Genomic DNA, 25,317 nt, shown 5'->3' with positions numbered 1-25,317 from the left:
CATCCCCGCCTGAAATGCATATTTGATATATCTGTTATATCATTTTGCAATTTCTTTTAGCAAAAAATTCATTTTACATTGATATAATCGGCAATTATGTGTTTTATAAGTGCTAATTATGCATAAAAAAGTGGTGCAAAATTCATTTCCCTATAATAAGATACATGAATTTGCACCACTTTACAACACTAAATTTATTTTTCTACAAAATGACTAAATTCTTGCTTAAACTCCTTAGTTTTACTATATATATCATCATAAGATATTGACACTTTTATTGTTGTTCTTTTTTCTTCCGGCAAAAATTCCAATTATTCCGGCAAGTGCTGCCGCAAAAACAGTTGTCCAAAGTGTCACATCTGATGTATCTCCGGTCTTTGATGATATAACCTTCTGATTATCATGCTTTTTATTAACTGCATTGTCCGGTGTTACAGATGCTATAAGCTGTACTGTTTCCCCTTTTCCCGTAAGTGTCTTGCTGTCCGGTGTAAGTGTAACACATGAGACAAGCGCATTATCAGTATACGCAATAGCATATGTTGAAAATCTGTCAGTAACAAATTTGAGTGTGTTTGTTTCTTTATCAAATTCTGCATCAAAATATGTAAGATTCGAAATATCAGACCACATAAGCTTCGGTGTAAATATACCTTTTGCTGCGATAAGATCTTCCTTGTTGGTATCCAGCGAAGCACCACCGAACGGTACTTCTGTTTTATTACCGGCTTTATCTGTTGCTGTAATCTTATGTGTTCCTGCCTATAACGTATATTCTCCGTCAACGGCTTCCAGTGTCTTTGTCTCTTCACCTATGGTGTCCGTTACTTTGTCAAGTTGCTCATCTGTTACTGTAAATTTCACATCACCGCAGTAAGTCTTATTATTTTCAAGTCCGTTTACTGTCGGGGCTGTTGCGTCAACTATCATTCCGGTGCCCTCATACACCAAGGTGAAAAAGGATATTCATGCGCTTGCTATGCGCAAAGTTTAACTGCAAAAAAACAGGCGCAGAAATTTAATCCTACGCCTGTGGCCTTGTACATATTATAATAAAGTTTAGAAGTTTTTTCACATATATCGATTTGTAATTAAGTATTTGAAATCCATCACATTATATTGTAATATATGTATATAATAACGTCAAAATATTACTAGGGGGATATGCTATGTCTTCAACAATTATAAAACCGTCTGCCGCTATAAGGCAGAACTATAACGATATATCTAATCTGGCAAAAGAAACCCATTCACCGATTTTTCTCACCAAAAACGGAGAAGGAGATCTGGTTGTAATGGATATTGAAACGTATGACCAAAGGGAAAAACAGTTAGAATTACGCGAAAAACTTGTTGAAATTGAAGAAAGACGCCAGGCTGGAATAAAAGATACTCCCGCCCGCGATTTTTTATCTGAATTAAGGGAGATTTACACCAAATGAAATATAACGTAGATATATCACCGGATGCCAAAAAGGAACTCAATAATTATATTTCAGGTGCAATGGAATTCGGCTCCGAAACTGTGAGCAAAATATTAGATGCTTTTGATGAATGGATCTGTATTTTGGAAACTACTCCAAATGCCGGTTTTGATAAATTAAAATATATCCCTGCAAAATACAAGGTTATACATCTCTGGAAACACTACTGGATGATTTTTCAAATATATGAGGATGAACATTGTGTCAAAATTGATTATGTGATAGATGATCGTCAAAATTATGGACGATTTGTTCATTGAAAATATCATAATATCGGATGTTACTGTTCACACCTAACAGTGTGGCCAGCAACGATTACAGCCCATTTAAAATGCCTCTACGAGGCAGGGGCTGTAATCACTCAATAATTAACACAATGGCGCATAGCTTGACAGCGCGGTGTCAAGCTTGCGTCTGAACACTAACTATCGAATTACTTGACACAAACATATAGCCACTGGAAATTGTAATTCCTCTAAAAATCAGTTATACTATATGTGAATGCATCGAACATATTTTAACTTGGGAGGCTTGCATGGAAATATTAAAACTGCCTGTTGGAATTGATAATTTTGAAAAAATACGCCGTAATAATTTTTATTATATTGACAAAACAAAGCTTGTCGAACAGGCTTTACATAATTGGAGTGAAGTAACGCTGTTCACCCGTCCAAGGCGCTTTGGAAAGACTCTTGGCATGAGCATGCTGCGCTCATTTTTCGAGATTGGCACGGACAAATCACTGTTTGACGGATTATATATTTCACAAAATAAATCCCTTTGTGATGAGCATATGGGCAAATATCCTGTGATATTTCTTACTCTAAAGGGTGTTGAAGGTCTGACCTTTGCAAAGGCAAAATCCATGTTGAGCGAAATAATAAAAGATGAGGCAGACCGACATTATGTTCTCAATTCAAGTGAAGCTCTTACCTCTGTTGACAGGGAAGCTTTCATGAAAATCCTTACCGGTAATGAAGAAAATATTGAAAACAGTCTGAAAACTCTTTCCCGACTTTTATATAAGCATTACGGCAAAAAGGTGGTCATCCTGATAGATGAGTACGATGTGCCCCTCGACAAGGCATACCAGAACGGCTACTACCATGAGATGGTCTCTCTCATACGAGGCTTGTTCGGACAGGCACTAAAGACCAACGATTACTTACAGTTTGCTATTTTGACAGGCTGTCTTCGCATATCAAAGGAAAGCATATTTACAGGATTAAATAACTTTAAGGTGCTCTCCATCATGGATGCACGATTTGATGAGCAGTTTGGATTCACGGACAGCGAGGTTGAGGAGCTTCTAGCCGCCTACAATCTGGATTCGCATTTCACAGAAATCAAGGAATGGTACGACGGATACCACTTTGGAAATGCCGATGTATACTGTCCGTGGGACGTGATAAATTACGTGGATCTGCTCAGATTTGAGCCTACTGCAAAGCCACAGGACTTCTGGTCAAATTCCAGCGGAAATGCTCTGGTCAGAAGCTTCATTGACAAGGCCGATGTCCAGACCAAGGATGAGATTGAGCGTCTGATAGCAGGCGAATACATTGAGAAAGAAATATCCCAGGAGCTGACCTATGATGAAATCGACAAAAGCATCGCAAACCTGTGGAGTGTGCTCTTCACCACCGGTTACCTGACCAAGCAGGGTGTGACTGACGATGGCAAGGTGCGTTTATCAATACCAAACCGTGAGATAAAAAACCTTTTTATCAAAAAAATCCGCGAATGGTTCAGCGATACAACTGCAAATGACGGAAAGACACTTGAACAATTCTGCAATGCATTTGTGGAGAAGGATACTGAAAAAATAGAGCAGCTTTTCGGCGATTATCTCTGGAATACAATAAGCATAAGGGATACCGCAGTTGCTAAAGATAAAAAAGAAAATTTCTACCACGGTATCCTGCTCGGTCTGCTGGGCTACAAAGCAAGCTGGCTCATCAAATCAAACACCGAATCGGGCACAGGCTACAGCGATATCCTCGTTGAAGTTCCAAACAACCGAACCGGCATCGTGATAGAGCTTAAATATGCCGAAAACGGCGATATGGACGCAGCCTGCAGTGAAGCTCTGAAGCAGATTGAAGAAAAGTCATATGTGGATAAGCTGAAGCAGGATGGCATGCGCAATTTCATAAAATATGGAATTGCATGCTTTAAGAAGGATTGTAAGGTTGTGGTAAGTGAATAAGACACTCATTAAAACAGGCGTAGAGACTAACTCTACGCCTGTTCAACTGCTTTTAATAATGGATTGTTATTTATTATTTTTATAATTCTTAATCAAAATTAACACGCAGCTTATTATTGATAACATACAGCAGAACAGCAATGCAATACATGTCACAATATTCCCTCTGCTCGGATGATTGTAAAAATTCACTCCATACATTATCGTTACTATTCCTATGCACGAAGTAATTATTCCTATAACTATCTGTAGCTTTAACAATTTCATTCTATCCATCTATAAATTCCTCTCCAGATTCAATGTTTCTTTGTTTATTATTTCTTTTGTTCTAATTAAAAATAAAGTGCAACAATATACTGATATAGCCAAGATTTGTAATCGTACATTGCCTCTTTGAAAAAAACAAATGTATCTACTCCAATCAGGAATAATATAATTTCAAAACCATGCATACATATATTTATATCAGCCTTTTTTGAAGAAATTCACAAAACACTCCCAAAAGTGATATCAATGCACTTATCAGAATGTTGAAAGCAAAACTTTCTAAAAATACTCTATAATAAACTCAATTACTTTCTTAAACTTTCCTTGAATAATCATTCCAATAATTCCCACTATAACAATAATTATTCCTATATAAAACATAACGTATGAATCAATAAACCATGTTGTTATTTCCATTATTGCACATCCTATGACAAAAATCATTACTGACAAATTAGAAACTATTTTTTTCATTTATCCTCCTTATTTTGTCCGATAATTTTCATTAGAAAATAATCTCTGTTTTTCTTTCTTAATCATAATTATCTTCATATCTCTTATAGTTATTTGTGGCAAATCTGGCTAACCATGTATCAGGCGGAAGTGTCCATAAAATCACCAAAATCCACACTATGATACCGATAGCCCTGTAAACACCACAAAGCTCCGTGCATGGTGCAATATCCAGACACGCAAATACAGAAAAGACACCACAAATAATAAATGCAAGTAGTATCGCAGAAATAAAGACTCCGCATATTCTTGCTCCGGCTATGCCATCACTTGACACTTCATCTTTCATGCTGCTCACAGCGCCTTTAATCTGTATTATAAAAAATACCAAATAAAACATAAGACCGGCTATCACAAGTCCAAGCCATTTGGGCAAGCCGAAAACTGCTTATCCGATAAAAATTGTTTTCAACCCCTTAAGAATGAGCGGTACTTTTTTTTAAACGAATGGTAGAAACATATTTAGCAGACTTATTTCTAAGATAAAAATAACATGACAAATACCATATTTCAATAATAACCCCGTGAACGTTGTACTTAACTCCTCAATACCTATTTTTATCATATTGTATTATACCTCTTGAAATTATCTATAGCTCAATTATAGACAAACTCACAGTATTTTTCAAACAAAATAATTATAACCATAAATGCCCTAAACTTTAGATAATCAATAGAAATTGTAATTCCTCTAAAAATCAGTTATACTATATGTGAATGTATTGAACATATTTTAACTGGGGGAGGCTTGCATGGAAATATTAAAACTGCCTGTTGGAATTGAAAATTTTGAAGATATACGAAGGTCTGGATTTTATTATATAGACAAAACTATGCTTATCGAGCAGACTTTAAACAATTGGAGTAAAGTAACGCTGTTCACCCGTCCAAGGCGCTTTGGAAAGACTCTTGGCATGAGCATGCTGCGCTCATTTTTCGAGATTGGCACTGACAAATCACTGTTTGACGGATTATATATTTCACAAAATAAATCTCTTTGTGATGAGTATATGGGCAAATATCCTGTGATATTTATTTCACTTAAGGATGTCGAGGGTTTATCATATGATGAGGCATTTCAGGTATTCTCCAGAATTATAGGAAATGAAATCAGCAAATTCTCCTTTTTGGCAGAAAGTGATAAATTAACAGTTTTGGAAAAAGAACAGTTCAAAGGATTACTTCATATAGAAAAGGGAAAGTTTATTTTTGACAAGGATACCTTTACCGCTTCATTAAAGCTTCTTTCCCAGCTTTTATATAAGCATTACGGCAAAAAGGTGGTCATCCTGATAGATGAGTACGATGTGCCCCTCGACAAGGCATACCAGAACGGCTACTACCATGAGATGGTCTCTCTCATACGAGGCTTGTTCGGACAGGTGCTAAAGACCAACGATTACTTACAGTTTGCTATTTTGACAGGCTGTCTTCGCATATCAAAGGAAAGCATATTTACAGGATTAAACAATTTTAAAGTTCTCTCCATCATGGATGCACGATTTGATGAGCAGTTTGGATTCACGGACAGCGAGGTTGAGGAGCTTCTAGCCGCCTACAATCTGGATTCGCATTTCACAGAAATCAAGGAATGGTACGACGGATACCACTTTGGAAATGCCGATGTATACTGTCCGTGGGACGTGATAAATTACGTGGATCTGCTCAGATTTGAGCCTACTGCAAAGCCACAGGACTTCTGGTCAAATTCCAGCGGAAATGCTCTGGTCAGAAGCTTCATTGACAAGGCCGATGTCCAGACCAAGGATGAGATTGAGCGTCTGATATCAGGCGAATACATTGAGAAAGAAATATCCCAGGAGCTGACCTATGATGAAATCGACAAAAGCATCGCAAACCTGTGGAGTGTGCTCTTCACCACCGGTTACCTGACCAAGCAGGGCGTGACTGACGATGGCAAGGTGCGTTTATCAATACCAAACCGTGAGATAAAAAACCTTTTTATCAAAAAAATCCGCGAATGGTTCAGCGATACAACTGCAAATGACGGAAAGACACTTGAACAATTCTGCAATGCATTTGTGGAGAAGGATACTGAAAAAATAGAAGAGCTTTTTGGCGATTATCTCTGGAATACAATAAGTATAAGGGATACCGCAGTTGCCAAAGACAAAAAAGAAAATTTCTACCACGGAATCCTGCTCGGTCTGCTGGGCTACAAAGCAAGCTGGCTCATCAAGTCAAACACCGAATCGGGCACAGGCTACAGCGATATCCTCGTTGAAGTTCCAAACAACAGAACCGGCATCGTGATAGAGCTTAAATATGCCGAAAACGGCGATATGAATGCAGCCTGCGATGAGGCACTGAAGCAGATTGAAGAAAAATCATATGTGGATAAGCTGAAGCAGGATGGCATGCGCAATTTCATAAAATATGGAATTGCATGCTTTAAGAAGGATTGTAAAGTTGTGGTAAGTGAATAAGGCACTCATTAATCGAGTAGGAGGAATTTCTCTTAATAGAGAAATTCCGACCTCTCACACCACCGTGCGTACCGTTCGGTACACGGCGGTTCAATCAACTTAACAAGTAACACACCTTTCGGTGTAGTAATCTAACATTGAGACTAATCCAAATGAGGTTAGTCTCTCATTGCTTATTGCCTGATGTATGTCCCACGTACGGCAAACTCGAGCATACCCATTGATATATGCTGTGCGGCGTGCTGCCCACTTTGGTAGACCCAGTTTCATTAAATTCTTCGCTCTATTCTGTGGAGTTTTCCAATGTTTCCAAATGCACATACGCAGTCTATATCTTATGTTGCTATCAAGTTCTTTGCAGAGTGTTTTCATACTACCTATCTTGAAGTAGTTAATCCATCCTCTGATAAGCTGATTCAATTTCTCTATTTTGTAGCTGTTGCTTACGCCCCAACTACGACAGGTGAGTTCTTTCATTCTCTTCTTGAACTTTGCTACTGATTTTGCATGTGGCTTCGCCTTGTATTGATGTGCTCTTGAGTCAAAATAGAATCCAAAGCCAAGATATTTTAATCCACTCGGTCTGTCTACTTTGCTCTTGGTCATGTTAAAGAAAAAGTTTTCAAGCCTTGACCAAATGATTGATACCGGTAATTCCATTGTTGACGGTATCCTAAACTATGGCTCTAATAAAGCAGGCAGTCTGGGAATCTCCATAAACTTTAATCTATGGCTGGATACTGACCTTAACATTTCGCCTGTTGACCTGTACATAATCATTGGAAACACTATGGATAACGCAATAGAAGCCTGCGATGCTTTTCCGGCAGGTCACAAACCATCCATCTCATGTACGCTGCGCCAGAAAAATCATGTGCTGCTTTATGAAATATCCAATCCTATTCCACAGGTTTCGGTAAAAAAAGCCGGAGATATCCACGGATATGGGCTTGAAAATGTCAAAGAATGTGTAAATAGAAATAGTGGTTTTATCTCTGTTAAAACCGAAAATGATATATTTTGTGTCTCTATAACACTAAACGTTTAATATGTCTTAAATCCGCGATATCACAAGCCTTCCATCCTGCACATCAACCCTGACCTTATTAGACTCTATCCCCGCTGCCTCAAGCATCCCGACAGTGCAATAATTATCTACACAACACAAATTCTTTGAACCTTGGGAGTGTAAACTCCAAATGTCCATACTCCGGTGAAATAATCAAGCCTTTTTTTATAAGCCTGTTCCTGTATACACTGAAACTGTTTGATGCCTTTTTTATAGTCTTTCGTATTGCTTCCACTTTGGTGTCATTGGTTTTTGCCATAGCAACCAACAATTCCTTATCACCTTTTGACAGCTCACTCCATATCTTTTCGTATACATATTCCTCCAGATACTGACTGAATTCAGGTAATACATTATGCCATCCGGTATTATGCTTAAAACAAAGATACCCCAGTACCTGGAAGGCAAACGGATATCCCCTCGTCTCTTTAGCCATCTCTGTAGCTTCCTCATCCGTCAATTCAAAAATAGACTTGTATTTTTCAGCTATCATGCCTATATTCAACGGACGAAGCTCAATTTTAGGTGCCCTGTACAAAAATGTGAGCGTTTTTTCATTCTGAAGCTCATAAATATTCTCATAAAGACCTGTCATAAGCAAAAATACCGGAAGATCCTGTCTCATATATATCTGAAACAGGCTGACAAACTCTTTCATTGTATCATTACATACAGCCTCGTCTATTGTCACAAGAACTCTCTTATGCTTCTTTTTAATTTTTTCAAGCATCCTCGTCACTGCCACATTTAAATCGGTAATCGGAGAAACACCTTCTATTTCAACGCCCAGCCCTAAGAATGACAGATTTATTTTAGCTTCACGAAAAACCTCTGACAAACTCGGATAATTGCTCAGATTTGCAGCAAATGATTGTAATAAATCTCGTTCAGGGCTCAGATCGATAACAATCCAGTCTTCCTCTGCCCTAAAAGTTTTATTGATTTCTGTGAGCATTACAGTCTTCCCTGAGCCTCTGACTCCTGTAATCATACACACCTGATAAGCAGGGTTTTCATCTTCAAAGGTATCAATTATCTCGTATGACTGTACATTACGGTTAATTAAACTGACCGGTTCCTTGCCAAATGATAATGAAAAAGGATTTTTTTTCATTTCTGCGCTCCTGATTTATAATTCTTTATAACTTTTGCTAATTTTTATAACTCTTTATAGTTCTTTATAACTTCGTAATCTTTTTATAACTCTTTATAACTTATTTGTCAAGGTCATGTTTCCTACAGCCTCCTGTAGTTCTCAAGAAGCTTGTGCAGATCATCAATCTCTCCAATAAGCCTCTTTCCTATATCGGTATCCTTCACAAGCATACGTCTCTTATCATTTTCCTCGACCTCTGATGACGTCTCTATGTCAGTATTATTTATCAGAGCATCCTCCACCGATGTAAAAGGCGTGTGTGCCTTGAGCCTTAGACCATGTGAATTGTAAATCAGTGTATAGCCGGCGATACCGGTTTTCTTGTTCATCGCACGGCAGAAGCCTCCATCTATCACAAACAGCTTGCCATTGGCCCTGACAGGGTTCTCTCCCTCTATTGCGTGAACCGGTGTATGTCCATTTATGATATGCGCATCATCATCATACAGCCCGAACTCGTGCAGTATCTGACAGCAGAAGCTCTTATCATAATACCTGCTGTAGTATGGGTTAGAAGGCTCTTCCCACATGCTCTTGTCTGTAACATATTCCATCTCAAAGGTCTTAAGCCTTCTGCCGCACAGCGGTGATTTTTCTCCTCCCCACAAAAACCACATAAAGTCCACATCATCCTTATAAGGATTGTCCACATACGCAGCCCTTGCCTTCTCATCACATTTGTCAAGCAGCGCCCTTCCATGATAAAATTCACCATCAATATACAGCTTGTCAAAGGCTCCGTTGCTATCAACCGGAACACAGCCATGATAGAGCAGGTTGCCATTGTATACATTGTACATGCCGCCCTTATCATACAAAAATCTGACATGCTTGTGCAGGCGCTGTCCTGTCACAAACTGTCTGTGCAGCTTTCTCATGATGACAGTCTCCTCGTCACTTAGTGCGTAGGGTCTCTCATCATCAACGGTTGGAAAGCGCTTTCTGTCCACTCCTACATCCTGCAGCTCGTCCAGCTTGTCAAGCATCAGCCTGTTTCCCATCTCATACTCGGGATGTGCAAGTATAAGCTGCCCCTCAAGCTTAAAAAGCATTACTGTGATGGCCGCCCTTGCAGCCTCAATTCCATCCTCTATACCATATGTTTTCATGCCAAACAGCATTAGCTGTCGTAAGCTTATTCCGTAGGCATTCTCAAGAATTTCCACATTGTTGTATTTCAGATTGTTGCGGATGACATTACATATACATGCATCATTTCCACATGCCGCACCCATCCAGAGGATGTCGTGATTGCCCCACTCGATATCAAGCGAGTGATAATCATAAAGCAGATCGAGAATCTTATCCGCGCTTCCTCCTCTGTCAAATACATCTCCCACAATGTGCAGATGGTCAACAGCAAGCCTCTTAATCAGTGCAGACAAAGCGATTATAAACTCATCCGCATCCTCCAAATCAATTATAGTCTTTAATATCTGCTTGTGATATCTGACCTGGTTTGCATCCTCATCCTCCTGCGCATGCAAAAGCTCATCGATGATGTACGCATATTCCTCAGGCAGAGCCTTTCTGACCTTCGACCTGGTGTACTTTGATGAGAGCAGCTTCGCGACAAGTATAAGCTGATTTAACGTCATAGCATACCAGTCACTGTCTATCTTTCCCTGTTCATCAAGCAGGGCCATTTTCTCTCTTGGATAGTATATGAGCGTGCAAAGCTCCTGTCTGTCATAATCAGAAATCGTATCCTTGAAAATCAAATCCACCTTTTCCTTTATCACACCTGAGCAATTGTTCATGATATGTAAAAAGGCCTCATACTCGCCATGTATATCACTCAGGAAAAACTCCGTGCCCTTTGGCAGGTTTATAATCGCAGAAAGATTGACTATCTCCCTGATTACATCCTGACTTGATGAATAGTTTTGCTTTAACAGCTTCAGATACTTTGTATTGCCTTTATCGTTGTACATATTTCCCCCGTAACCTCTTATTTTTCAGTGAAATATACTAATTCGCTTATTTTATAATCATCCTTGCCGGCCTGTTTTACCTCATAGAGCATTTTATCAGCCTGCTTTAAAAGATCTGTAAGCCGGGTGCCTTCTGTTGCATGCTGCTGTATAACTGCACCTGCGGAAATCGTCACCTTATCCGTACCATCCGGCTTTGAGTCAAATTCAATGGCTGCATTTTTTACATTTTCTATCAGTCTGTGCAAGAAATCCCTGACCTTTTCTTCAGATACATCATATGCCATAAATACAAACTCATCACCGCCATATCTGGCCACACAGAAATCGCCGTCAGATGTATGCATTAATATCGCAGCAATCTGCTTTAGACATTTGTCACCTCTGATATGCCCATATGAATCATTATATACTTTAAAAAAGTCTATATCGAATATTCCCATACAATACGTATGAGCATTTCGCAAAGCATATCTATACATTCTGTCATAGCGACGCCTGAATGCCAGCCTGTTGTAGACACCTGTCAGCTCATCAACCTCGCTCTCTCTCATGAGCTTCAGATTGTCCTCGTTCAGTCGTCTGTTATTCTTGCGTTCATCCTCTAAACGGCAGCGATTGTCTATGGCTGAGATTATTATGTTGTTTCTCTCAGTATTAATTCGCTCCCTAAGCTGATAGTATCTGCGAAGCTGTTGCGCATATTTTTCCTTTTCACCGGTTTTTTCGTATATCTGTATGCGAAGCCTGCAGACCTGAATTCTTTTTCTGTCAATATCTGATTTTTCGGCCATATTGCTTAAGCCTTCAAGTATTCCATATGTATATTCGATTTTATCCATATTTATAAGCAGCTTTACTATGTCCCAATAATCGTCAAATAAATCAATATCATTCATATTGTTTTCACACAGAGCCACTACCTTCATACACATATCAAATGCTTTTTCATATTCACCGGTTTCATAATACAGCATGCCATATACGTGTGACACCCTAATCCTCTCAAATGGTATGAGGGTGTCCTTATCTATGGTTTTCATCACTTCATCCAGATAAGCCTTTTCCTCAGCATAACATTTTTTATTCTGCAGTCCCTCACATATATTCAGATAAAGACTCAGCCTACTGCATGATAATTCATTATCCCCATCATTTTCCTGATTTAAGAATTCATATGACTTTTTAAAGTATTCCGAGGCATTTACATAATCACCTGCATATGTGAACACTACTCCCACATTATTGTAAATCATGGCTTGAAGCTCAATATTGCTGTATTTCCTTGCCAGCTCCATAGCAGCATGATAGTAGTCCAGTGAAAGCTGTAAATCGCCCATATTTGAGTAAATACCCCCTATTATATTGTACGTAGTCATCCTCTGCTCATCAAAGCCATTTTGCTTCTGTACCTTTTCCGCCATCATAAGGTATTTTAATGCCTCATCTGCATTGCCCATGGCAAAAACCGCATCTCCCATATAAAGATATGCATATGCAATATCATAGTCATTTCCTGACTGTTTTCCCTGCTCAAGCAGCTCACAGCATATATTATAGGTCCTCTGTGGATCTGCAAACCTGTATTTATTTATCTCTTTTCGCTTATCCATCCTATATCCTAACCTAATCTCTTAACCCGGTATCCATTTTTTGAGTTGTTTTTTACCTCATAAAGTGCCATATCCGCCTCATGAATAAGTGTCTCAAAATCCATCGCTGCAGACTGCTTCGCTATGACCGCACCAATGCTTATCGTCACCCTGTCAGAAACCCCTGACTGGCTATTCTCTATATATTTATCGGCAAGCCCGGCACTTATCTTAGAAAAAAGCTGCTCGGCCTGTGCCTGCGATATATTGCTCATCACACAAAGGAATTCATCCCCGCCATATCTGCAAATAATACCCTCATCGCCTATATTTTGTCTCAAAATATCTGCCACACATTTTAAGCACAGGTCTCCGGCAATGTGTCCATATGTATCATTATACTCCTTGAAAAAATCGACATCTGCAGTGGCAACCATAAGTGTGGTATTCATACTGTCATTTTCGCTATAAAGCTGTTTAATCCGGTTCTTTAAGCCCCATCTGTTGTACAGACCTGTCAGCTCATCATTGCTGCGCTTATCGAAAAGTGCAGCCTGCCTTTGCTCTATCTGCTTTTTCCTGTCAATTTCATAAATCAGCTCTATCTTTCGCCTGATTCTGGTCACTGCCGCCTGTTTTTTCTCTTCCTCGTATATGGTATCATATTCAAAATACCTTTTGTAGGCTTCACTAAGCTCATCCGTACAGCCAAGCGCTTCATATATCTCTATGCGGTATCCCATGAGCTTTACCCATTTTCCGATATTTATGTTCTCTTCCATCAGCTCCTCAGAGATTTCTGATATCTGCAATGCCTTTTCATAAAGCCCTGCATCTATGGCTATCCTTATTATTTCAAACTGATATAATAAGCTCTCATATCTGTTAACATCCTCACTCAGTATGCTCATCGCGGTATCTATATACATGGCACACTGTTTATGATCACCCTTTATTCCATAATAGAATGCAAAATTAATATATTTTTCTACGCCTGTATCAGCCTGTATTTCGCTAAGCTGCATCAGCTCCCACGCCTTATCCGGTTCATTCCTGCACAGATAAAGTCCTATCTTATCTGTCTCATAGCTTATTCTGTCAAGCTCTACATTTGACTTATTTTCATCGGTCTCACATATCATCTGATAAAATCTGTCTGTCATCCTCTCCGCTTTATCGTATGCTCCTGCTATCCTGTATGTATAAGCTATATTCGACAACAGCGTTGCCTGCATCATCTTGTCATTCATTTTCTCTGACAGCTCAATACCGTTAAAGAAATAATCCAATGCACTCTGTTCATCATCACGGTACATGTATATGATTCCTATCAGATTGTACAAAATAAACAAAAGATCCTCATATCCTTCTGCCTCTGACAGCTCAAGTCCTCTTCTAAGCTCGAACAGGGCTTCATCAATCCGTCCAAGTGTATGATATGCATCTCCCAGATATGTCCTGCCAAAGGCTTCCGTATACCTGTCCTTGCTTTCTGAAAGCATCTGCATACACAATTCCTTTTCTTTTTGCGGATCATCAAATCTGATGTCCAGAATTTCTTTCATCTGCTCTGTTCTTATAGCCATGTTATTTCCCCGCATTGCCTATTCATGTTCCATGCTGTACCGGACAAATTACTTAAATTACTTGTTTTCATTATATAATAAAAATTTTCACCCCGCAACCAATCCTGTCGTTTGTACTAAAAAAGATGCGCAACACTAATACTAGTACAGCGAATAATAAGTAATTGATACATTGACCGGTCTGCGATTCCGATAGCACATGCCAAAAAGCCTTGACGTAGCCCGCTACGCCTGCGTTTTTTGACATGCACTCTCGAAACCGCATCCTCGCTCAATGTATCAACAACTTAATTTTCGCTGTACTAATTTACGCATCTTTGACATATTTTATATTCTGAATAATTACCTTTATTTCATGTATTCAGGTGTCACATCCCTGCCCATGCTCTCAAGCATTTCCTTGTCACTCCTGATTGTGGCACAAGCTACTGTCGTAAGCATATTTCCTGTGATTGTAGCTGATGCTCCCGACTTGAATGCAAGCTCCCCATCATTTGTAAGCAGCGCCCTGCCGGCTCCGAGACGTATGTCAGCCTCTGGATTTATATATCTGAAAAATGACACTGTACGCAGTATATCAGGCTCACTGATATGCTCAAGACCCTCAAACGGCGTACCAGCAATCGGCATAAGCGCATTAAGCGGAATGGAATCCACTCCTACCTCTGCAAGGCTTACTGCCATATCCAGCCTGTCCTCCCAGGTTTCACCCATTCCGATGATGCCGCCTGAGCACGCATACATTCCCTCTGCCTTCACCTTTTTAAGCGTCTCAATCTTCATATCATAGGTGTGTGTGGTGCATATATTGGGGAAATTACGCTTTGAGGTCTCTATATTGTGGTGATAGCTGCTGACACCTGCCTCGTGCAGTCTGTGAAGCTGCTCCGCTGAAAGAAAGCCCATTGACGCACATAAATCAATCTTACACTCTCTGTTCATTGTCTCATATGCATGTATTGCCTTGTCAAACTCCTCACCTGTCAGTGCTTTTCCCGCTGTAACTATAGAAAAGCGGTCTACACCTTCTCTCTCATTCATCCTGCAGGCCTCAAGTATTTTCTCCTCAGGTAAAAAATCATAAACCTCACAATTTGTATGATTATGTGCTGACTGCGCACAATACTTGCAGTCCTCCGGACATTTTCCGCTTCGTCCGTTTATGATGGAGCACAGGTCTACCTTGTCCCCAATGAACTTTTCCCTGATCATATCCGCGCCCTTACACAGATCGTCTAAATCACATGTAAGGAAAAATGATAGGTCATCATCCCTTGTTATTCTTCTTCCGTCTATTATCTCCTGTGCCAGTGTTATTGGATCCATTTTAATCTCCTTTGTGTCCTGTGTTTCTTCTCTCATGTAATATCTCATTATAATAAGTATAATTAAGATAGCATTATTGTCAACTTTTATCACATCTTCGGTTAACAATGATAAGATAAAAAATGGAAAACGTCAAGAGATTTTTCGATTTCTTAATGAGACATCGGGGATTCGAACCCTAAGAATACACGTAAAATCAAGGGATATAGCGTCTTCAAATCTCAAAAGTAAACAAAAGTAAACATCTTTTTGGTAACTATAATAATTGTATTACTAATATGAGTATGGTACAATTTATCTATATAAAGGAGACTATCATATGAAAAGAAAAATAATAATTACATTTTTATGTTTAACAATGGGTTTATCTATCGTAGCTTGTGGCAATAAAGCCTCTACTACCCCATCAACTGAAAAAGCTACAGCAACAGAGTCTAATACAGAGGTTGTTGCAGAAGTTGCAACAGAGAGCACAAACACCGAAACAAGTGATTACATCGCCCCTGTTACCGCAACAACAGACAGCAAAGACAGCAGCACTAGCGAAGCAGATGCACCAAGAGCAGAGACTGGAGCCTACCTGGTAACAGATGAAGATGGCAATACAGTCTTAAAAGAAGAGTACGAGATAGAAAATTCAAAGTGGGCAGACATCAATGGAAAATGGGATGCAGTTCATCAATGGAGTTTATATGCACAGTCGCAGGGTGCAGACGGAGCAGCAGGATGGTGCTGGACATATGATCATGGCAAAGCTGCAGGAGACCAGCCATCATATGCAGTTTATATGAAGGAGGGAGACCCGGATTACGGCAAGGTCTTTCACGTAGGCGATTACTTGCCTGACGGTACTCAGTTCTGCGGAACAATGGAAGAGTACGCAGCCAACATGGGAAATGAGATTATAAAAGAAGCTCAAAAGCAAGGATACGATGTAGAAGAGAAAGATGACTCTTATGTAATTCATATAGACTAATCAATAACACTAAATTACGTTCATTATAATGGGAACCCTCGTGGTTCCCATTCAACATATTAGGAGGTGAAAACAAAATGATAAAAGGCATAATAGCTCCAGGATATCGCCCATAGTGCGGACAGACGCAGGCATCCTTGACGCAGACAGGCGTAACGGAGGTGGAGCTGTCGAGCACAGGATGGCGTAGCGTCCGAGCACACTGGCGCATTTTCCGCGAGGGGTACTATTACCCTCGCGGTTCCCTTTTGCCCAAATATAGCAAACCCTTTATAAACACTAACCATTTTCGGGATTTATCAAAATCCCATTTCCCATTTTGCATCCCTTTTTTATTATTCCATGTTATTCTACCGCTTTTAATTAAGTATCTAAGTAAAGTCATAGTTTTCTGTCTTGATAATCCTAATTTTTTAATTTCATATAATACATCTACATCCGTATATATTGAATCAATATCTTTAAACAGGTATTCATCCAGAAATCCTCTATAAGCGAAATATCTCCATAATTGAGTAGCATCGCTACCTATCATATTTTCTATTGTACTTATATGACTATGCAATTTATATGGAACATTAAGTTTTAGATATACAGTGTTGCTATCATGTATTCGATTATATTCATCACTTAATTTTTGGTATTGTTTAAATTCTTTAATCTCTATGTCAATAAATATATTAACAAGCTCTCCTATCGGAATAAATTCTATCCATGTATATCTAACCTTATTTATAATACAATCAAGTAATTCCCATGTATCTTGTGATAAATTCATTTTTACTTTCAGTTTCTTTTTATTCCGATGGTCTCTTGTTGGCTGATAACCATTTCCTATTCTCTTGATTCCATTATAAATGGAAATTCTATACAATGTGCTCTTTGTCAAGTCAAATACATTGCATATCTCATTTATATTATTGAATGTATCTTCTGATATTGAAAATGTTCTTGCTTTCATTACATCTGGCATGGCACATATCCTCCCTTTATTACTTTAAACCAATAACAAATCAGTCTATTTATCATACAAAACAGTCGACTTTATAACTCAAGTTTAGCATACGTGCTAAACATAAATCAAGTCAGCTTATATATCTAGTATTATTAATATTGTCCAAAGGACATGAGCTCACCAAATAAAAAAGAAAGGATATGCAGTAATTCTAGATAAATAGCGGTACCGTTCTGCTAAGGCAGAACAATATGCTAACATATGAAATTTTAGTAAACCAATTAACAAGTACTATTACAAGAAATAAGAAGACAGGGAGGGTTTTAACACCACAACAGTTACAGAAAAGCGGATTAAATATCATAGACCAGCATTCAGATTCCGAGGTTGATATTATTGTATATGAAGATGGAAGCATCATGTATCATTCTCACGGCAACGGACAAAAAGAGCATCGCATGGTCTTTGACATAAGAAAAGCCAAAATGTATACAAATCCATATAAGAAACAAGATATACATGATTTATCACCTTATGATGCAATTATCGCGATAACAGTTTATGCAACAGAAAGATTAATTTCCAATGATGAATCGGTTTCATTCAAATATACCGTTCCATCAGCGCATAGTGATGAGGTTTTCAAGACCAATGGAAAATCTGAGAAAAAAGAAAAAAAGAAACCTGTTAAAATGAGATGTAACACACCAACAGAACCCAGTCCAGATGTTCTTGATATAATAACTATGAAAGAAACTATGCAGGAAGAACAGGAACTTAAGATTAAACTTAAAGAGTGTATTAAGGATTTAAAGCCAGCACAAAGAGAAATTATAGAATTATATTATTATAAAAATTATAATGAAAATGAAATTTCTAAAAAGCTGGAATGTCCAAGAACCACAATTGCAAGTCGAAGAAAAAAAGCCTTAAAATTGCTGGCGGAAAAATTAGGAAACTAAATGTTACGGGCACCACAGAAAATGTGGTGTCCTTTTTTTATTTTTTTTAAAATTTTTTCGTCATTTTTTCAAAAACAGATGTAATAGATAGAGGGGCATAAAAAAGTATTGAAGGGAGGGCTTTTGAAATGCCTACGATATCACCCAGAGGAATAATCCTCAATCAAACGACTGTCTTCCGATCAAAGAAGGCTGATCTCACAGTATCAAATGTATCAAAAAGATACAAAAGAGACCATGATACAAAAAAAGTAACAAATGAACTGGACGGTTACAATATTGATGTAATCGCTCCAAAGTCTGGCGAAGTCCAGACAGTAAAACTACCATTAGATGTAGCTGATACAGTCAAGCAGGTTCAATCGGCGCTTGATTCGGATATGCTCGTAAAAGTATCATTCAATGGAACCTTTAAAGGAAAATATTATTCCTTACTGAATGACGGACGGATAAAGCAGGGAATAACTGCAACCGCAACAGAACTATCCGTCATAACGATTGAGGCATATGACGATGACCTTGATGATGAGGTTGATCTGTAACTTATAAACAACGTACATTGAGAGAACTGCCCCTCTTCTCTCTTTTGAAAGGAGAATTAATGAATACACCATTAAATACATCATTTCTTGCAGAAATGACAATTGAGTCTAAAGCATTGGTAATGAAGTCTAAAATAAATTCACCAGTATTTGTTAACAGCTTAACATTTCCTACCTCTGCTTTTTCGTCAACTGGTAGCGAGTATCTTCCAGTACTCAAAGCAAGTAAAGGTGTTATAAGAAATAAAACACCTGTTATTCGCTTACGAGTGCTAACTCAAACAGGAGGACTTACCGTAACAATAATATGCTATGACGAGCTTATCTACAGACGATATAGATCATTACTTGATCGGATGAATAATCATCAGATACAGATTAGTTTTCCAAGCATTACCATTAATAATGGAGGTCATGGACTATATTTTACGGCAGATGATTTTAAGATGAAATCGCCCACTGCTCCATCAGAGCCACTAATCAGAATATAAAAATGGGGAGGCTCAAGCCTCCCGTGAAAGGATGAGAATGGAATATATATCAATTGCGCCTTTGGCGTCTAAATATATTCAGTTCGTTAGCAATTTTGCGATAACAACTGAAAAAGATCAAAGGACACCACGTTATTTGGTTCTTAACATAGCAGTTGATTCTAATAAAACTGCTGGACAGGGAGAAATTCCTGTTTTCATTCCCGCAAACGGAATGTTCCCTAATTGTGAAACAGATAAAATGAAAAATGACTTTTATTCTGGCGAGCCATTCGTTGCCGTACACATCGAGGGATTGAAAATCTACAAAGACAAAACCATTTATGGTTTCGGAACAAACTTTTGGATTATTAATAATCCTAGAACATATTTTGAGGAGGAAAATCTAATATGAAAAACAAAAAATTAGAACAAATCTTAACAGGTGTAACTAACGAGGTTAAGGAAAAACTCAGAAAGAGTAACGAAAACTATCAAAAACAGCTTAGAGCTAATATAAGTGACTCTATCAATTATTCACAGATTGAAATGATAAATGATCTGTATTATGTCCTAAGTAATGGTAATTATTCGACCATAAAAAAGATCGGAGCGTATCAGAACATCCGCCCTGCTGGATGGAAAGTTATAGGAAAAGAAGTCTTCTTTCGCTACAGCTTAGCCAAGGAAACCCCTACACGAGTTACACGCATAGTCTTAGACAGTATTCGTGATAATATGAATACTGATTTTAGGACAGTATCCAATGTGCTTTTTAGTAACATGGGATGTCAAGCCAATATGCTATATCCATACTTAATGGCTGGAATCACAATACACCACATTGTAGACTTTGAAGCTGATATAGTCATTATCTGCTCTGTTAATAAAGCTCTGTTTAATTTTTAACAGTTACTCACTCTAAGCCTATGGCGGAATAACTCCGCTATAGGTTTTTCATTATCTCCGAAATCGTCATATCCGTGATTTGAGATATAAATATATAAACAGGAAAGGAGGTTATTATCATGGCAGATTATGATAAGCAATCCAAGGCTTTCATGCTGACGCAAAATAATCCGTCAGATTATGGATTGGATAGAGATAAAATTATAGATCTGGTACATAAGACATTTCATAAAAACGATCTTATTTACTGGTGCATGGTTGAAGAAGAAGGCACTTGCAGACATTTTCATATCTATGTCTTGTTAGGCAAGAAAAAAAGATGGTCAGCCGTCCAGAAACAGTTTGCTCATGCTCATCTTGAATCAGATGTAAAAGGTAGTCCCCAGCAATGCCGTGCATATCTGCTGAAAGAAGGTGACAAATTCAAAGACAAAGCAGAAACACAGATTGAAGGGAGTTTCTATGAGGAAGGCAAGCTCCCAAAGTTCTTTATTTCCGCAGATAAAACGGAAATGTTACAGCAGATTGAAAATATGCTTGAACAAGGAATGCGTCCAGAAACAATCATGTCTCAAAGTATTGTCTTTCGACAATATGAAGCTATTATACGTAAACAGTTTTTTGCAAAGCGATTTGCAGATACTCCACCACTTAGAAAAATCAAAGTAGTATGGCATATAGGCTCAAGTGGCAGTGGAAAAAGCTATTCTTATGTTCAACTATGTGAACAATATGGTGCAGAAAACATATACTACGGCAGTGACTATGCAAACAGCTGTACCGCATTGCTAGATACATACGAAGCCCAAAAAATCCTGTTTCTTGATGAGGTCAAAACAGACAGCTTCAAATATGGATATTTACTGCAATTATTACAAGGCTACAGGACTCCTATTCATGCCAGATACAGCAACGTATACAGCCTTTGGGAAGAAGTTCATCTTACATCCATTTATACAGTCCATGAACTATATCAAGAAATGGTTACTATCAGTAATCGTGATATTGATAGTGAATATCAATTGTTACGGAGAATAACCTGTTATGTATATCATTGGAAAACTGATGATGGACTATATCACAGTTATGAAATTCCTGCATCAGAATGGATTTCATATGATGATCTTGTCAAGAGAGCAACAGGAAAAGATGGTTTTACTTCAATAGACAATGATTCAGAAATACCATTCAATTAAAAAGCCATGGTGGAGGGCATATACTCCACCACTATAAAGAAAGCGAGGTATTATCAAATGATACACTTCGAAAATCTTATGAAAGTAAAAGATACTCGCAGTTATGGCAATTACACTGCAATAGCTCAATATAATGGTTCTATCAAAATAGAAATAGATATATACTTGTATTCTACGCTCATTTGTGTGATAGGACTTCGTAACCACACATTTGAACTTTCGAATTATGGTTGGACAACAAATACCACTCTTAAAGCATTAAAAGAGTGGAAAGAATATCTGCAAGATCTGGGATTTAAACTTATCGACTTACAGTTTTCAGGTACAATATCAAATAGCTGTAATCTCGCGGTAAGAGTTCCTGCAAAAGCACATCAAGGAGGATATATTATAAACATGGATAATAATAGTACTTTACAATGTAATCACATCGGCAGAAGGACTGATAGACAACTAAAATCATTATCTGTAGACGAGTTCTACATAGACTCACCTACAAAATACAGTTTAGCAGTTCAACCACGTGGATGTTATATGCGCGGACGAAATGAAAAAGAAATTACTCAATCCGTTAAAGAACACACTGGTGTTGAATTTACTTTGAACTTCAACTTATCAGAACCTCCAGAAATGTACGGAATATGGCTCCATCATAATGAACAATTATATCTCTTCAAATTCAAAGTTAGAAAAATTGCATACTATAAAGATTTTAAATCTCTTAATGCAACATATACCGCTGTTGAAATGTACAAGAGCGTCGATAAGTCTAGTCTATGCCTGTTACGTATGATGGGTTTTGAAAATATTGCATATAACGTTTATAAAAATATGCTAAATAAGTTTATACAACTTGTATAACACTATATACAGCCGATATCAGACATTCCTCTGTTCGCAAAACGCCTAGCGTCTAGGCTGTCACAAAGCACTTAGAGGATGTATTTTATCCTCTTATGTGCGACTGACTGATACGGCTGTATCTACCCTCTTTCAAACTGTTTTATTTACTGCGTAAAACAGCTTTTTATATAAATCACAAAATTTTAATGAAAGGAAATAACGATATGACGAGTCTAAATCATTACAATCTATCCTACTCAAATAGATATCCTTATGATGGTATCTATTCTGAACAATCAAAAAAATTATATTCAACAGCTTTCATATTATATTAATCGTGGTATAATCTCTTTTGAAGATGCTATGTCCCTTTCGGAGGACAAGCTAATGAACAAAATACTAAAACAGGTGCATCCATATTCTATCTTTTATTCAGAGTCAGATAACAGATGGCACACAACAATCGCTGACGAAACCAATATAAGAGGCAGAAAACCGATTGCACGAAAGAAAAAAAGCGACCTAGAGAAGTTTCTTTTTGAACATTACAATTTACATGAGTCATGTATTCCAGAAGTTAAAAAGACTTTCGAGGAAATCTTTGACCTTGTGCAGGAACGCAAGCTACAGTTTATTAAAGATCCAGAAAAGCTTTTAAGTGCTCAAAATACACAAATAAAAGCACGATCTGATTATAAACGCTATTTTGCAAATACGGATTTTGCGACTACACCAATTGACGAAATTACCAAAAAAGATGTTGAGCAGATATGTCTTTACAATCTTACTAGATATGATCTCAAGAAAAAAGCTTTTGCATCCTTACGAGGCATCTTGAAATCGGTCTTTGATATGGCTTATTCCGAGTATTGGATTTCTGACAACTTATATCAGCGTATGGATTTTAATATCTTTAAAAACCTGTATATCGCTGAAACACCAATTGAGGAGCGCATACATTCCGATCAAGAAGTATCTGCTATTATTAACGAACTTCATCGAAAAGAACGATCACGCCCCAAATACAGTTCTGTATGGGCTCTTGAAATGCAGATATTAATGGGTGCAAGACGAGGCGAACTTCCTGCTCTTACATGGGATGATATAACTGATACTTGTATATGTATTTCAAAGGAACAGCTCACAACAGGTAATGATTTTGTTATAGTCAATCATACTAAGAATTATAAAACAAGATTCTTTCCGCTGACCAAAGATCTTAAAGACTTTTTATCAAGGCTTAAGATCATGCATGACAAATATTATCCAGACAGCAAATATTTGTTTCCAGCTGATACAGATAATGGAGCTATAACAAACAGAGCCGTATATCTTGTATATAGGAAAATATGTCACAAGCTTGGAATTGAGATCCAGAAAGATAATATAAGAGGTCCGCACTCTTTCCGTAGAAACGCTATTACGGATGTTGTAAACAAAACCAATGGAAATATTGTTATGGCTTCCGAGCTTTTCGGCAATACCCCAGAGGTCGCAAAGAAAAATTATTTTACAGGTACAGATCTAAGCATAGCTACCACAGTACTTGATGAAAGATGTTTACTCGCAAAAAGTAAACAAAAGTAAACAACTTCTATACTTTTGAGAAAAATAAAAAAAATGGAAACGCTTGATTTATCAGCGTTTCCACTATAAAAAAATTAATGAGACATCGGGGATTCGAACCCCGGACAACTTGATTAAAAGTCAAGTGCTCTACCACCTGAGCTAATATCCAAGAAAATCAATAGTCTCACTTAACTTTTCCGATTCTATTACGCTTAACTATCTGCGCTATGTCATTATAGTACACCATCAGATTTAGATTGTCAACTACAATTAATAACCTTCTGCGATAGTAATTACAATTGATGAAGGTTCATATTTATTATCAGCATCAGCAAAATTCAATGTAAATGTTTCATCTATATCATTATTATTATCGACTTGGAGTACAATGTTGTTACCATTAACTGTTTTAGTAATATCTGATTCAAATGAGCAATCTGATATTGTCCAAACACCTGTGACATCTGATACAGCATCACCGCTTGCAGTTTTAAATGAACCAACCCATTCGTTAGCTAAGCCAATTTGTAAGCTACTGTCACCAGAAATAGCAGATTTACCTTTTTCTACTGGACTAGGTGTATCTGTTGAACCGCCACTAGCACCATCTTTACCATCCTTGCCATTAAGGACATCAAAACTCTGTGTGCCATTAACGTCTGTAATAGCTACTGTATGTCCATTAGTTGTCTCAGTAATAGAAATAGTAGGTGATACACCATCTGTACCATTAGTACCATTAGTACCATTTATACCATCTGCGCCTTTTTCGCCTTTATCGCCCTTTGCGCCTTTTTCTCCACGCACATTGCCAAGATTATGAACTGTTCCGTCAGTCAGCGTAATGATAAGCTCATAGTTGACTAATGCAATAGAAGAAATTCCAACACCTGTATCACCCTTTTCTCCTTTTTCACCAGTGCCACTTGTAACACCTTCTAATGCGTCAGATAATTGCTTTTTTGTAATATATCCACTTAAATCTATCGCTTTTATAGCATCTGTTAATTGTTTTGTCGTAGCATAGTCACTCAGATCGACAGTTGGATGAATATTTTTAATAAGTGTTTTTACTGTATCAACAATATGCTTTGCTCCAACTTCGTCTAAATATTGTCTTGTAATATCCATTATATTCCCCCTTATTCATTAAACCATCTATCAATAGTGTCATTTGAAATAACAGAAAGTTTACGCTTATTATTACTTTGGCTATTAAATAACACAACTTATAGTATGAATTTGTGATTGTTTCTGATATAATGGACGTATGGAAAAAATAAATCTTACATCAGTAAATTCAGAAACTCGA

At 37.8% G+C, this 25,317-nt stretch carries 25 protein-coding genes, 1 tRNA gene and 1 pseudogene; 14 read left to right on the top strand and 13 right to left on the bottom strand.

Annotated features, from left to right (window positions below):
- Nucleotides 1–255 precede the first annotated feature (255 nt).
- Nucleotides 256–633, bottom strand: coding sequence for an LPXTG cell wall anchor domain-containing protein (locus ACTQ1L_RS05725; RefSeq protein ID WP_441365911.1), 378 nt, complete (start codon nucleotides 631–633; stop codon nucleotides 256–258).
- Nucleotides 634–762: 129 nt separating this feature from the next.
- Entirely contained in the window at nucleotides 763–930 is a 168-nt protein-coding gene (locus tag ACTQ1L_RS05720) for a hypothetical protein (protein WP_441365910.1), read from the bottom strand.
- A gap of 239 nt (nucleotides 931–1,169) precedes the next feature.
- On the opposite strand from ACTQ1L_RS05720, the gene ACTQ1L_RS05715 reads away from it, so the two are divergent.
- From ACTQ1L_RS05715 to ACTQ1L_RS05705, 3 genes are all read left to right on the top strand, one after another.
- Nucleotides 1,170–1,442: a type II toxin-antitoxin system prevent-host-death family antitoxin gene (locus ACTQ1L_RS05715; protein WP_441365909.1), complete on the top strand. Its 273-nt coding sequence runs from the start codon at nucleotides 1,170–1,172 to the stop codon at nucleotides 1,440–1,442.
- A complete protein-coding gene (locus tag ACTQ1L_RS05710) occupies nucleotides 1,439–1,744 on the top strand; it encodes a type II toxin-antitoxin system RelE/ParE family toxin (protein ID WP_441365907.1) in 306 nt (101 codons plus the stop codon). The genes ACTQ1L_RS05715 and ACTQ1L_RS05710 overlap by 4 nt, the downstream gene beginning before the upstream one ends.
- 275 nt (nucleotides 1,745–2,019) lie before the next feature.
- Nucleotides 2,020–3,693, top strand: a complete 1,674-nt coding sequence (locus ACTQ1L_RS05705; protein ID WP_441365906.1) for an AAA family ATPase — start codon at nucleotides 2,020–2,022, stop codon at nucleotides 3,691–3,693.
- A gap of 546 nt (nucleotides 3,694–4,239) precedes the next feature.
- Here the strand turns inward: ACTQ1L_RS05705 and ACTQ1L_RS05700 are convergent.
- On the bottom strand, nucleotides 4,240–4,434 hold the full coding sequence (locus ACTQ1L_RS05700) for a hypothetical protein (RefSeq protein ID WP_022292626.1): 195 nt from the start codon (nucleotides 4,432–4,434) through the stop codon (nucleotides 4,240–4,242).
- A 58-nt stretch (nucleotides 4,435–4,492) separates the two neighbouring features.
- Nucleotides 4,493–4,762, bottom strand: coding sequence for a hypothetical protein (locus ACTQ1L_RS05695; protein WP_441365903.1), 270 nt, complete (start codon nucleotides 4,760–4,762; stop codon nucleotides 4,493–4,495).
- Nucleotides 4,763–5,225: 463 nt separating this feature from the next.
- On the opposite strand from ACTQ1L_RS05695, the gene ACTQ1L_RS05690 reads away from it, so the two are divergent.
- Nucleotides 5,226–6,920, top strand: coding sequence for an AAA family ATPase (locus tag ACTQ1L_RS05690; protein WP_441365902.1), 1,695 nt, complete (start codon nucleotides 5,226–5,228; stop codon nucleotides 6,918–6,920).
- Between the two features lie 99 nt (nucleotides 6,921–7,019).
- On the opposite strand, the pseudogene ACTQ1L_RS05685 reads toward ACTQ1L_RS05690, so the two are convergent.
- Nucleotides 7,020–7,529: pseudogene (locus tag ACTQ1L_RS05685) on the bottom strand (group II intron maturase-specific domain-containing protein); the annotation flags it as partial.
- Between the two features lie 28 nt (nucleotides 7,530–7,557).
- On the opposite strand from ACTQ1L_RS05685, the gene ACTQ1L_RS05680 reads away from it, so the two are divergent.
- A complete protein-coding gene (locus ACTQ1L_RS05680; RefSeq protein WP_441365900.1) occupies nucleotides 7,558–7,968 on the top strand; it encodes an ATP-binding protein in 411 nt (136 codons plus the stop codon).
- Nucleotides 7,969–8,071: 103 nt separating this feature from the next.
- On the opposite strand, the gene ACTQ1L_RS05675 is transcribed toward ACTQ1L_RS05680, so the two are convergent.
- From ACTQ1L_RS05675 to bioB, 5 genes are all read right to left on the bottom strand, one after another.
- Entirely contained in the window at nucleotides 8,072–9,103 is a 1,032-nt protein-coding gene (locus ACTQ1L_RS05675) for an ATP-binding protein (RefSeq protein WP_118342281.1), read from the bottom strand.
- Between the two features lie 122 nt (nucleotides 9,104–9,225).
- A complete protein-coding gene (locus ACTQ1L_RS05670; protein WP_117994767.1) occupies nucleotides 9,226–11,079 on the bottom strand; it encodes a fructose-1,6-bisphosphatase in 1,854 nt (617 codons plus the stop codon).
- A 17-nt stretch (nucleotides 11,080–11,096) separates the two neighbouring features.
- Nucleotides 11,097–12,692: a tetratricopeptide repeat-containing diguanylate cyclase gene (locus tag ACTQ1L_RS05665; protein ID WP_441365898.1), complete on the bottom strand. Its 1,596-nt coding sequence runs from the start codon at nucleotides 12,690–12,692 to the stop codon at nucleotides 11,097–11,099.
- 8 nt (nucleotides 12,693–12,700) lie between these two features.
- Complete coding sequence (locus ACTQ1L_RS05660; protein WP_441365897.1) at nucleotides 12,701–14,257, bottom strand: diguanylate cyclase domain-containing protein; 1,557 nt, start codon at nucleotides 14,255–14,257, stop codon at nucleotides 12,701–12,703.
- Between the two features lie 348 nt (nucleotides 14,258–14,605).
- Entirely contained in the window at nucleotides 14,606–15,583 is a 978-nt protein-coding gene (gene bioB / locus ACTQ1L_RS05655; protein WP_441366062.1) for a biotin synthase BioB, read from the bottom strand.
- 319 nt (nucleotides 15,584–15,902) lie between these two features.
- Between bioB and ACTQ1L_RS05650 the strand changes: the two genes are divergently transcribed.
- Nucleotides 15,903–16,559 (top strand): hypothetical protein, encoded by a 657-nt coding sequence (locus tag ACTQ1L_RS05650; RefSeq protein ID WP_441365896.1) that lies wholly within the window; start codon nucleotides 15,903–15,905, stop codon nucleotides 16,557–16,559.
- Between the two features lie 229 nt (nucleotides 16,560–16,788).
- Here ACTQ1L_RS05650 and ACTQ1L_RS05645 read toward each other — a convergent pair whose 3' ends face one another.
- Nucleotides 16,789–17,532: a hypothetical protein gene (locus tag ACTQ1L_RS05645; RefSeq protein ID WP_441365894.1), complete on the bottom strand. Its 744-nt coding sequence runs from the start codon at nucleotides 17,530–17,532 to the stop codon at nucleotides 16,789–16,791.
- Nucleotides 17,533–17,765: 233 nt separating this feature from the next.
- Here ACTQ1L_RS05645 and ACTQ1L_RS05640 point away from each other — a divergent pair, with 233 nt between their 5' ends.
- The 8 genes from ACTQ1L_RS05640 (at nucleotide 17,766) to ACTQ1L_RS05605 (ending at nucleotide 24,023) form a co-directional block, all read left to right on the top strand.
- Nucleotides 17,766–18,476 (top strand): RNA polymerase sigma factor, encoded by a 711-nt coding sequence (locus ACTQ1L_RS05640; RefSeq protein WP_441365892.1) that lies wholly within the window; start codon nucleotides 17,766–17,768, stop codon nucleotides 18,474–18,476.
- A gap of 128 nt (nucleotides 18,477–18,604) precedes the next feature.
- Nucleotides 18,605–19,018 (top strand): hypothetical protein, encoded by a 414-nt coding sequence (locus ACTQ1L_RS05635; RefSeq protein ID WP_441365891.1) that lies wholly within the window; start codon nucleotides 18,605–18,607, stop codon nucleotides 19,016–19,018.
- A 59-nt stretch (nucleotides 19,019–19,077) separates the two neighbouring features.
- Entirely contained in the window at nucleotides 19,078–19,509 is a 432-nt protein-coding gene (locus tag ACTQ1L_RS05630; RefSeq protein ID WP_441365890.1) for a hypothetical protein, read from the top strand.
- 37 nt (nucleotides 19,510–19,546) lie between these two features.
- On the top strand, nucleotides 19,547–19,903 hold the full coding sequence (locus tag ACTQ1L_RS05625; RefSeq protein WP_441365889.1) for a hypothetical protein: 357 nt from the start codon (nucleotides 19,547–19,549) through the stop codon (nucleotides 19,901–19,903).
- Nucleotides 19,900–20,397 (top strand): hypothetical protein, encoded by a 498-nt coding sequence (locus ACTQ1L_RS05620; RefSeq protein WP_441365888.1) that lies wholly within the window; start codon nucleotides 19,900–19,902, stop codon nucleotides 20,395–20,397. Before ACTQ1L_RS05625 ends, ACTQ1L_RS05620 begins: the two co-directional genes overlap by 4 nt.
- A gap of 119 nt (nucleotides 20,398–20,516) precedes the next feature.
- Nucleotides 20,517–21,593: a hypothetical protein gene (locus ACTQ1L_RS05615; RefSeq protein ID WP_441365886.1), complete on the top strand. Its 1,077-nt coding sequence runs from the start codon at nucleotides 20,517–20,519 to the stop codon at nucleotides 21,591–21,593.
- A 78-nt stretch (nucleotides 21,594–21,671) separates the two neighbouring features.
- On the top strand, nucleotides 21,672–22,454 hold the full coding sequence (locus tag ACTQ1L_RS05610; protein ID WP_441365885.1) for a hypothetical protein: 783 nt from the start codon (nucleotides 21,672–21,674) through the stop codon (nucleotides 22,452–22,454).
- A gap of 369 nt (nucleotides 22,455–22,823) precedes the next feature.
- Complete coding sequence (locus ACTQ1L_RS05605; protein WP_441365884.1) at nucleotides 22,824–24,023, top strand: tyrosine-type recombinase/integrase; 1,200 nt, start codon at nucleotides 22,824–22,826, stop codon at nucleotides 24,021–24,023.
- A gap of 78 nt (nucleotides 24,024–24,101) precedes the next feature.
- On the opposite strand, the gene ACTQ1L_RS05600 is transcribed toward ACTQ1L_RS05605, so the two are convergent.
- Both ACTQ1L_RS05600 and ACTQ1L_RS05595 read right to left on the bottom strand, forming a co-directional pair.
- A tRNA-Lys gene (locus ACTQ1L_RS05600) sits at nucleotides 24,102–24,173 on the bottom strand.
- A 102-nt stretch (nucleotides 24,174–24,275) separates the two neighbouring features.
- Nucleotides 24,276–25,136, bottom strand: coding sequence for a hypothetical protein (locus ACTQ1L_RS05595; RefSeq protein WP_441365882.1), 861 nt, complete (start codon nucleotides 25,134–25,136; stop codon nucleotides 24,276–24,278).
- Nucleotides 25,137–25,317 lie beyond the last annotated feature (181 nt).

It is taken from the genome of Agathobacter sp. LCP21S3_B2 (assembly GCF_052118705.1).
In the GTDB taxonomy this organism is placed as follows: domain Bacteria; phylum Bacillota; class Clostridia; order Lachnospirales; family Lachnospiraceae; genus Roseburia.
This window is presented reverse-complemented; position numbering and strand designations above follow the sequence as displayed.

Excerpts from the sequence above, each read along its gene's own strand:
- ACTQ1L_RS05725 (WP_441365911.1), bottom strand. The coding sequence starts at position 633 with ATGTGGTCTGATATTTCGAATCTTACATATTTTGATGCAGAATTTGAT.
- ACTQ1L_RS05720 (WP_441365910.1), bottom strand. The coding sequence starts at position 930 with ATGATAGTTGACGCAACAGCCCCGACAGTAAACGGACTTGAAAATAAT.
- ACTQ1L_RS05715 (WP_441365909.1), top strand. The coding sequence starts at position 1,170 with ATGTCTTCAACAATTATAAAACCGTCTGCCGCTATAAGGCAGAACTAT.
- ACTQ1L_RS05710 (WP_441365907.1), top strand. The coding sequence starts at position 1,439 with ATGAAATATAACGTAGATATATCACCGGATGCCAAAAAGGAACTCAAT.
- ACTQ1L_RS05705 (WP_441365906.1), top strand. The coding sequence starts at position 2,020 with ATGGAAATATTAAAACTGCCTGTTGGAATTGATAATTTTGAAAAAATA.
- ACTQ1L_RS05700 (WP_022292626.1), bottom strand. The coding sequence starts at position 4,434 with ATGAAAAAAATAGTTTCTAATTTGTCAGTAATGATTTTTGTCATAGGA.
- ACTQ1L_RS05695 (WP_441365903.1), bottom strand. The coding sequence starts at position 4,762 with ATGAAAGATGAAGTGTCAAGTGATGGCATAGCCGGAGCAAGAATATGC.
- ACTQ1L_RS05690 (WP_441365902.1), top strand. The coding sequence starts at position 5,226 with ATGGAAATATTAAAACTGCCTGTTGGAATTGAAAATTTTGAAGATATA.
- ACTQ1L_RS05680 (WP_441365900.1), top strand. The coding sequence starts at position 7,558 with ATGATTGATACCGGTAATTCCATTGTTGACGGTATCCTAAACTATGGC.
- ACTQ1L_RS05675 (WP_118342281.1), bottom strand. The coding sequence starts at position 9,103 with ATGAAAAAAAATCCTTTTTCATTATCATTTGGCAAGGAACCGGTCAGT.
- ACTQ1L_RS05670 (WP_117994767.1), bottom strand. The coding sequence starts at position 11,079 with ATGTACAACGATAAAGGCAATACAAAGTATCTGAAGCTGTTAAAGCAA.
- ACTQ1L_RS05665 (WP_441365898.1), bottom strand. The coding sequence starts at position 12,692 with ATGGATAAGCGAAAAGAGATAAATAAATACAGGTTTGCAGATCCACAG.
- ACTQ1L_RS05660 (WP_441365897.1), bottom strand. The coding sequence starts at position 14,257 with ATGGCTATAAGAACAGAGCAGATGAAAGAAATTCTGGACATCAGATTT.
- bioB (WP_441366062.1), bottom strand. The coding sequence starts at position 15,583 with ATGGATCCAATAACACTGGCACAGGAGATAATAGACGGAAGAAGAATA.
- ACTQ1L_RS05650 (WP_441365896.1), top strand. The coding sequence starts at position 15,903 with ATGAAAAGAAAAATAATAATTACATTTTTATGTTTAACAATGGGTTTA.
- ACTQ1L_RS05645 (WP_441365894.1), bottom strand. The coding sequence starts at position 17,532 with ATGCCAGATGTAATGAAAGCAAGAACATTTTCAATATCAGAAGATACA.
- ACTQ1L_RS05640 (WP_441365892.1), top strand. The coding sequence starts at position 17,766 with ATGCTAACATATGAAATTTTAGTAAACCAATTAACAAGTACTATTACA.
- ACTQ1L_RS05635 (WP_441365891.1), top strand. The coding sequence starts at position 18,605 with ATGCCTACGATATCACCCAGAGGAATAATCCTCAATCAAACGACTGTC.
- ACTQ1L_RS05630 (WP_441365890.1), top strand. The coding sequence starts at position 19,078 with ATGAATACACCATTAAATACATCATTTCTTGCAGAAATGACAATTGAG.
- ACTQ1L_RS05625 (WP_441365889.1), top strand. The coding sequence starts at position 19,547 with ATGGAATATATATCAATTGCGCCTTTGGCGTCTAAATATATTCAGTTC.
- ACTQ1L_RS05620 (WP_441365888.1), top strand. The coding sequence starts at position 19,900 with ATGAAAAACAAAAAATTAGAACAAATCTTAACAGGTGTAACTAACGAG.
- ACTQ1L_RS05615 (WP_441365886.1), top strand. The coding sequence starts at position 20,517 with ATGGCAGATTATGATAAGCAATCCAAGGCTTTCATGCTGACGCAAAAT.
- ACTQ1L_RS05610 (WP_441365885.1), top strand. The coding sequence starts at position 21,672 with ATGAAAGTAAAAGATACTCGCAGTTATGGCAATTACACTGCAATAGCT.
- ACTQ1L_RS05605 (WP_441365884.1), top strand. The coding sequence starts at position 22,824 with ATGAACAAAATACTAAAACAGGTGCATCCATATTCTATCTTTTATTCA.
- ACTQ1L_RS05595 (WP_441365882.1), bottom strand. The coding sequence starts at position 25,136 with ATGGATATTACAAGACAATATTTAGACGAAGTTGGAGCAAAGCATATT.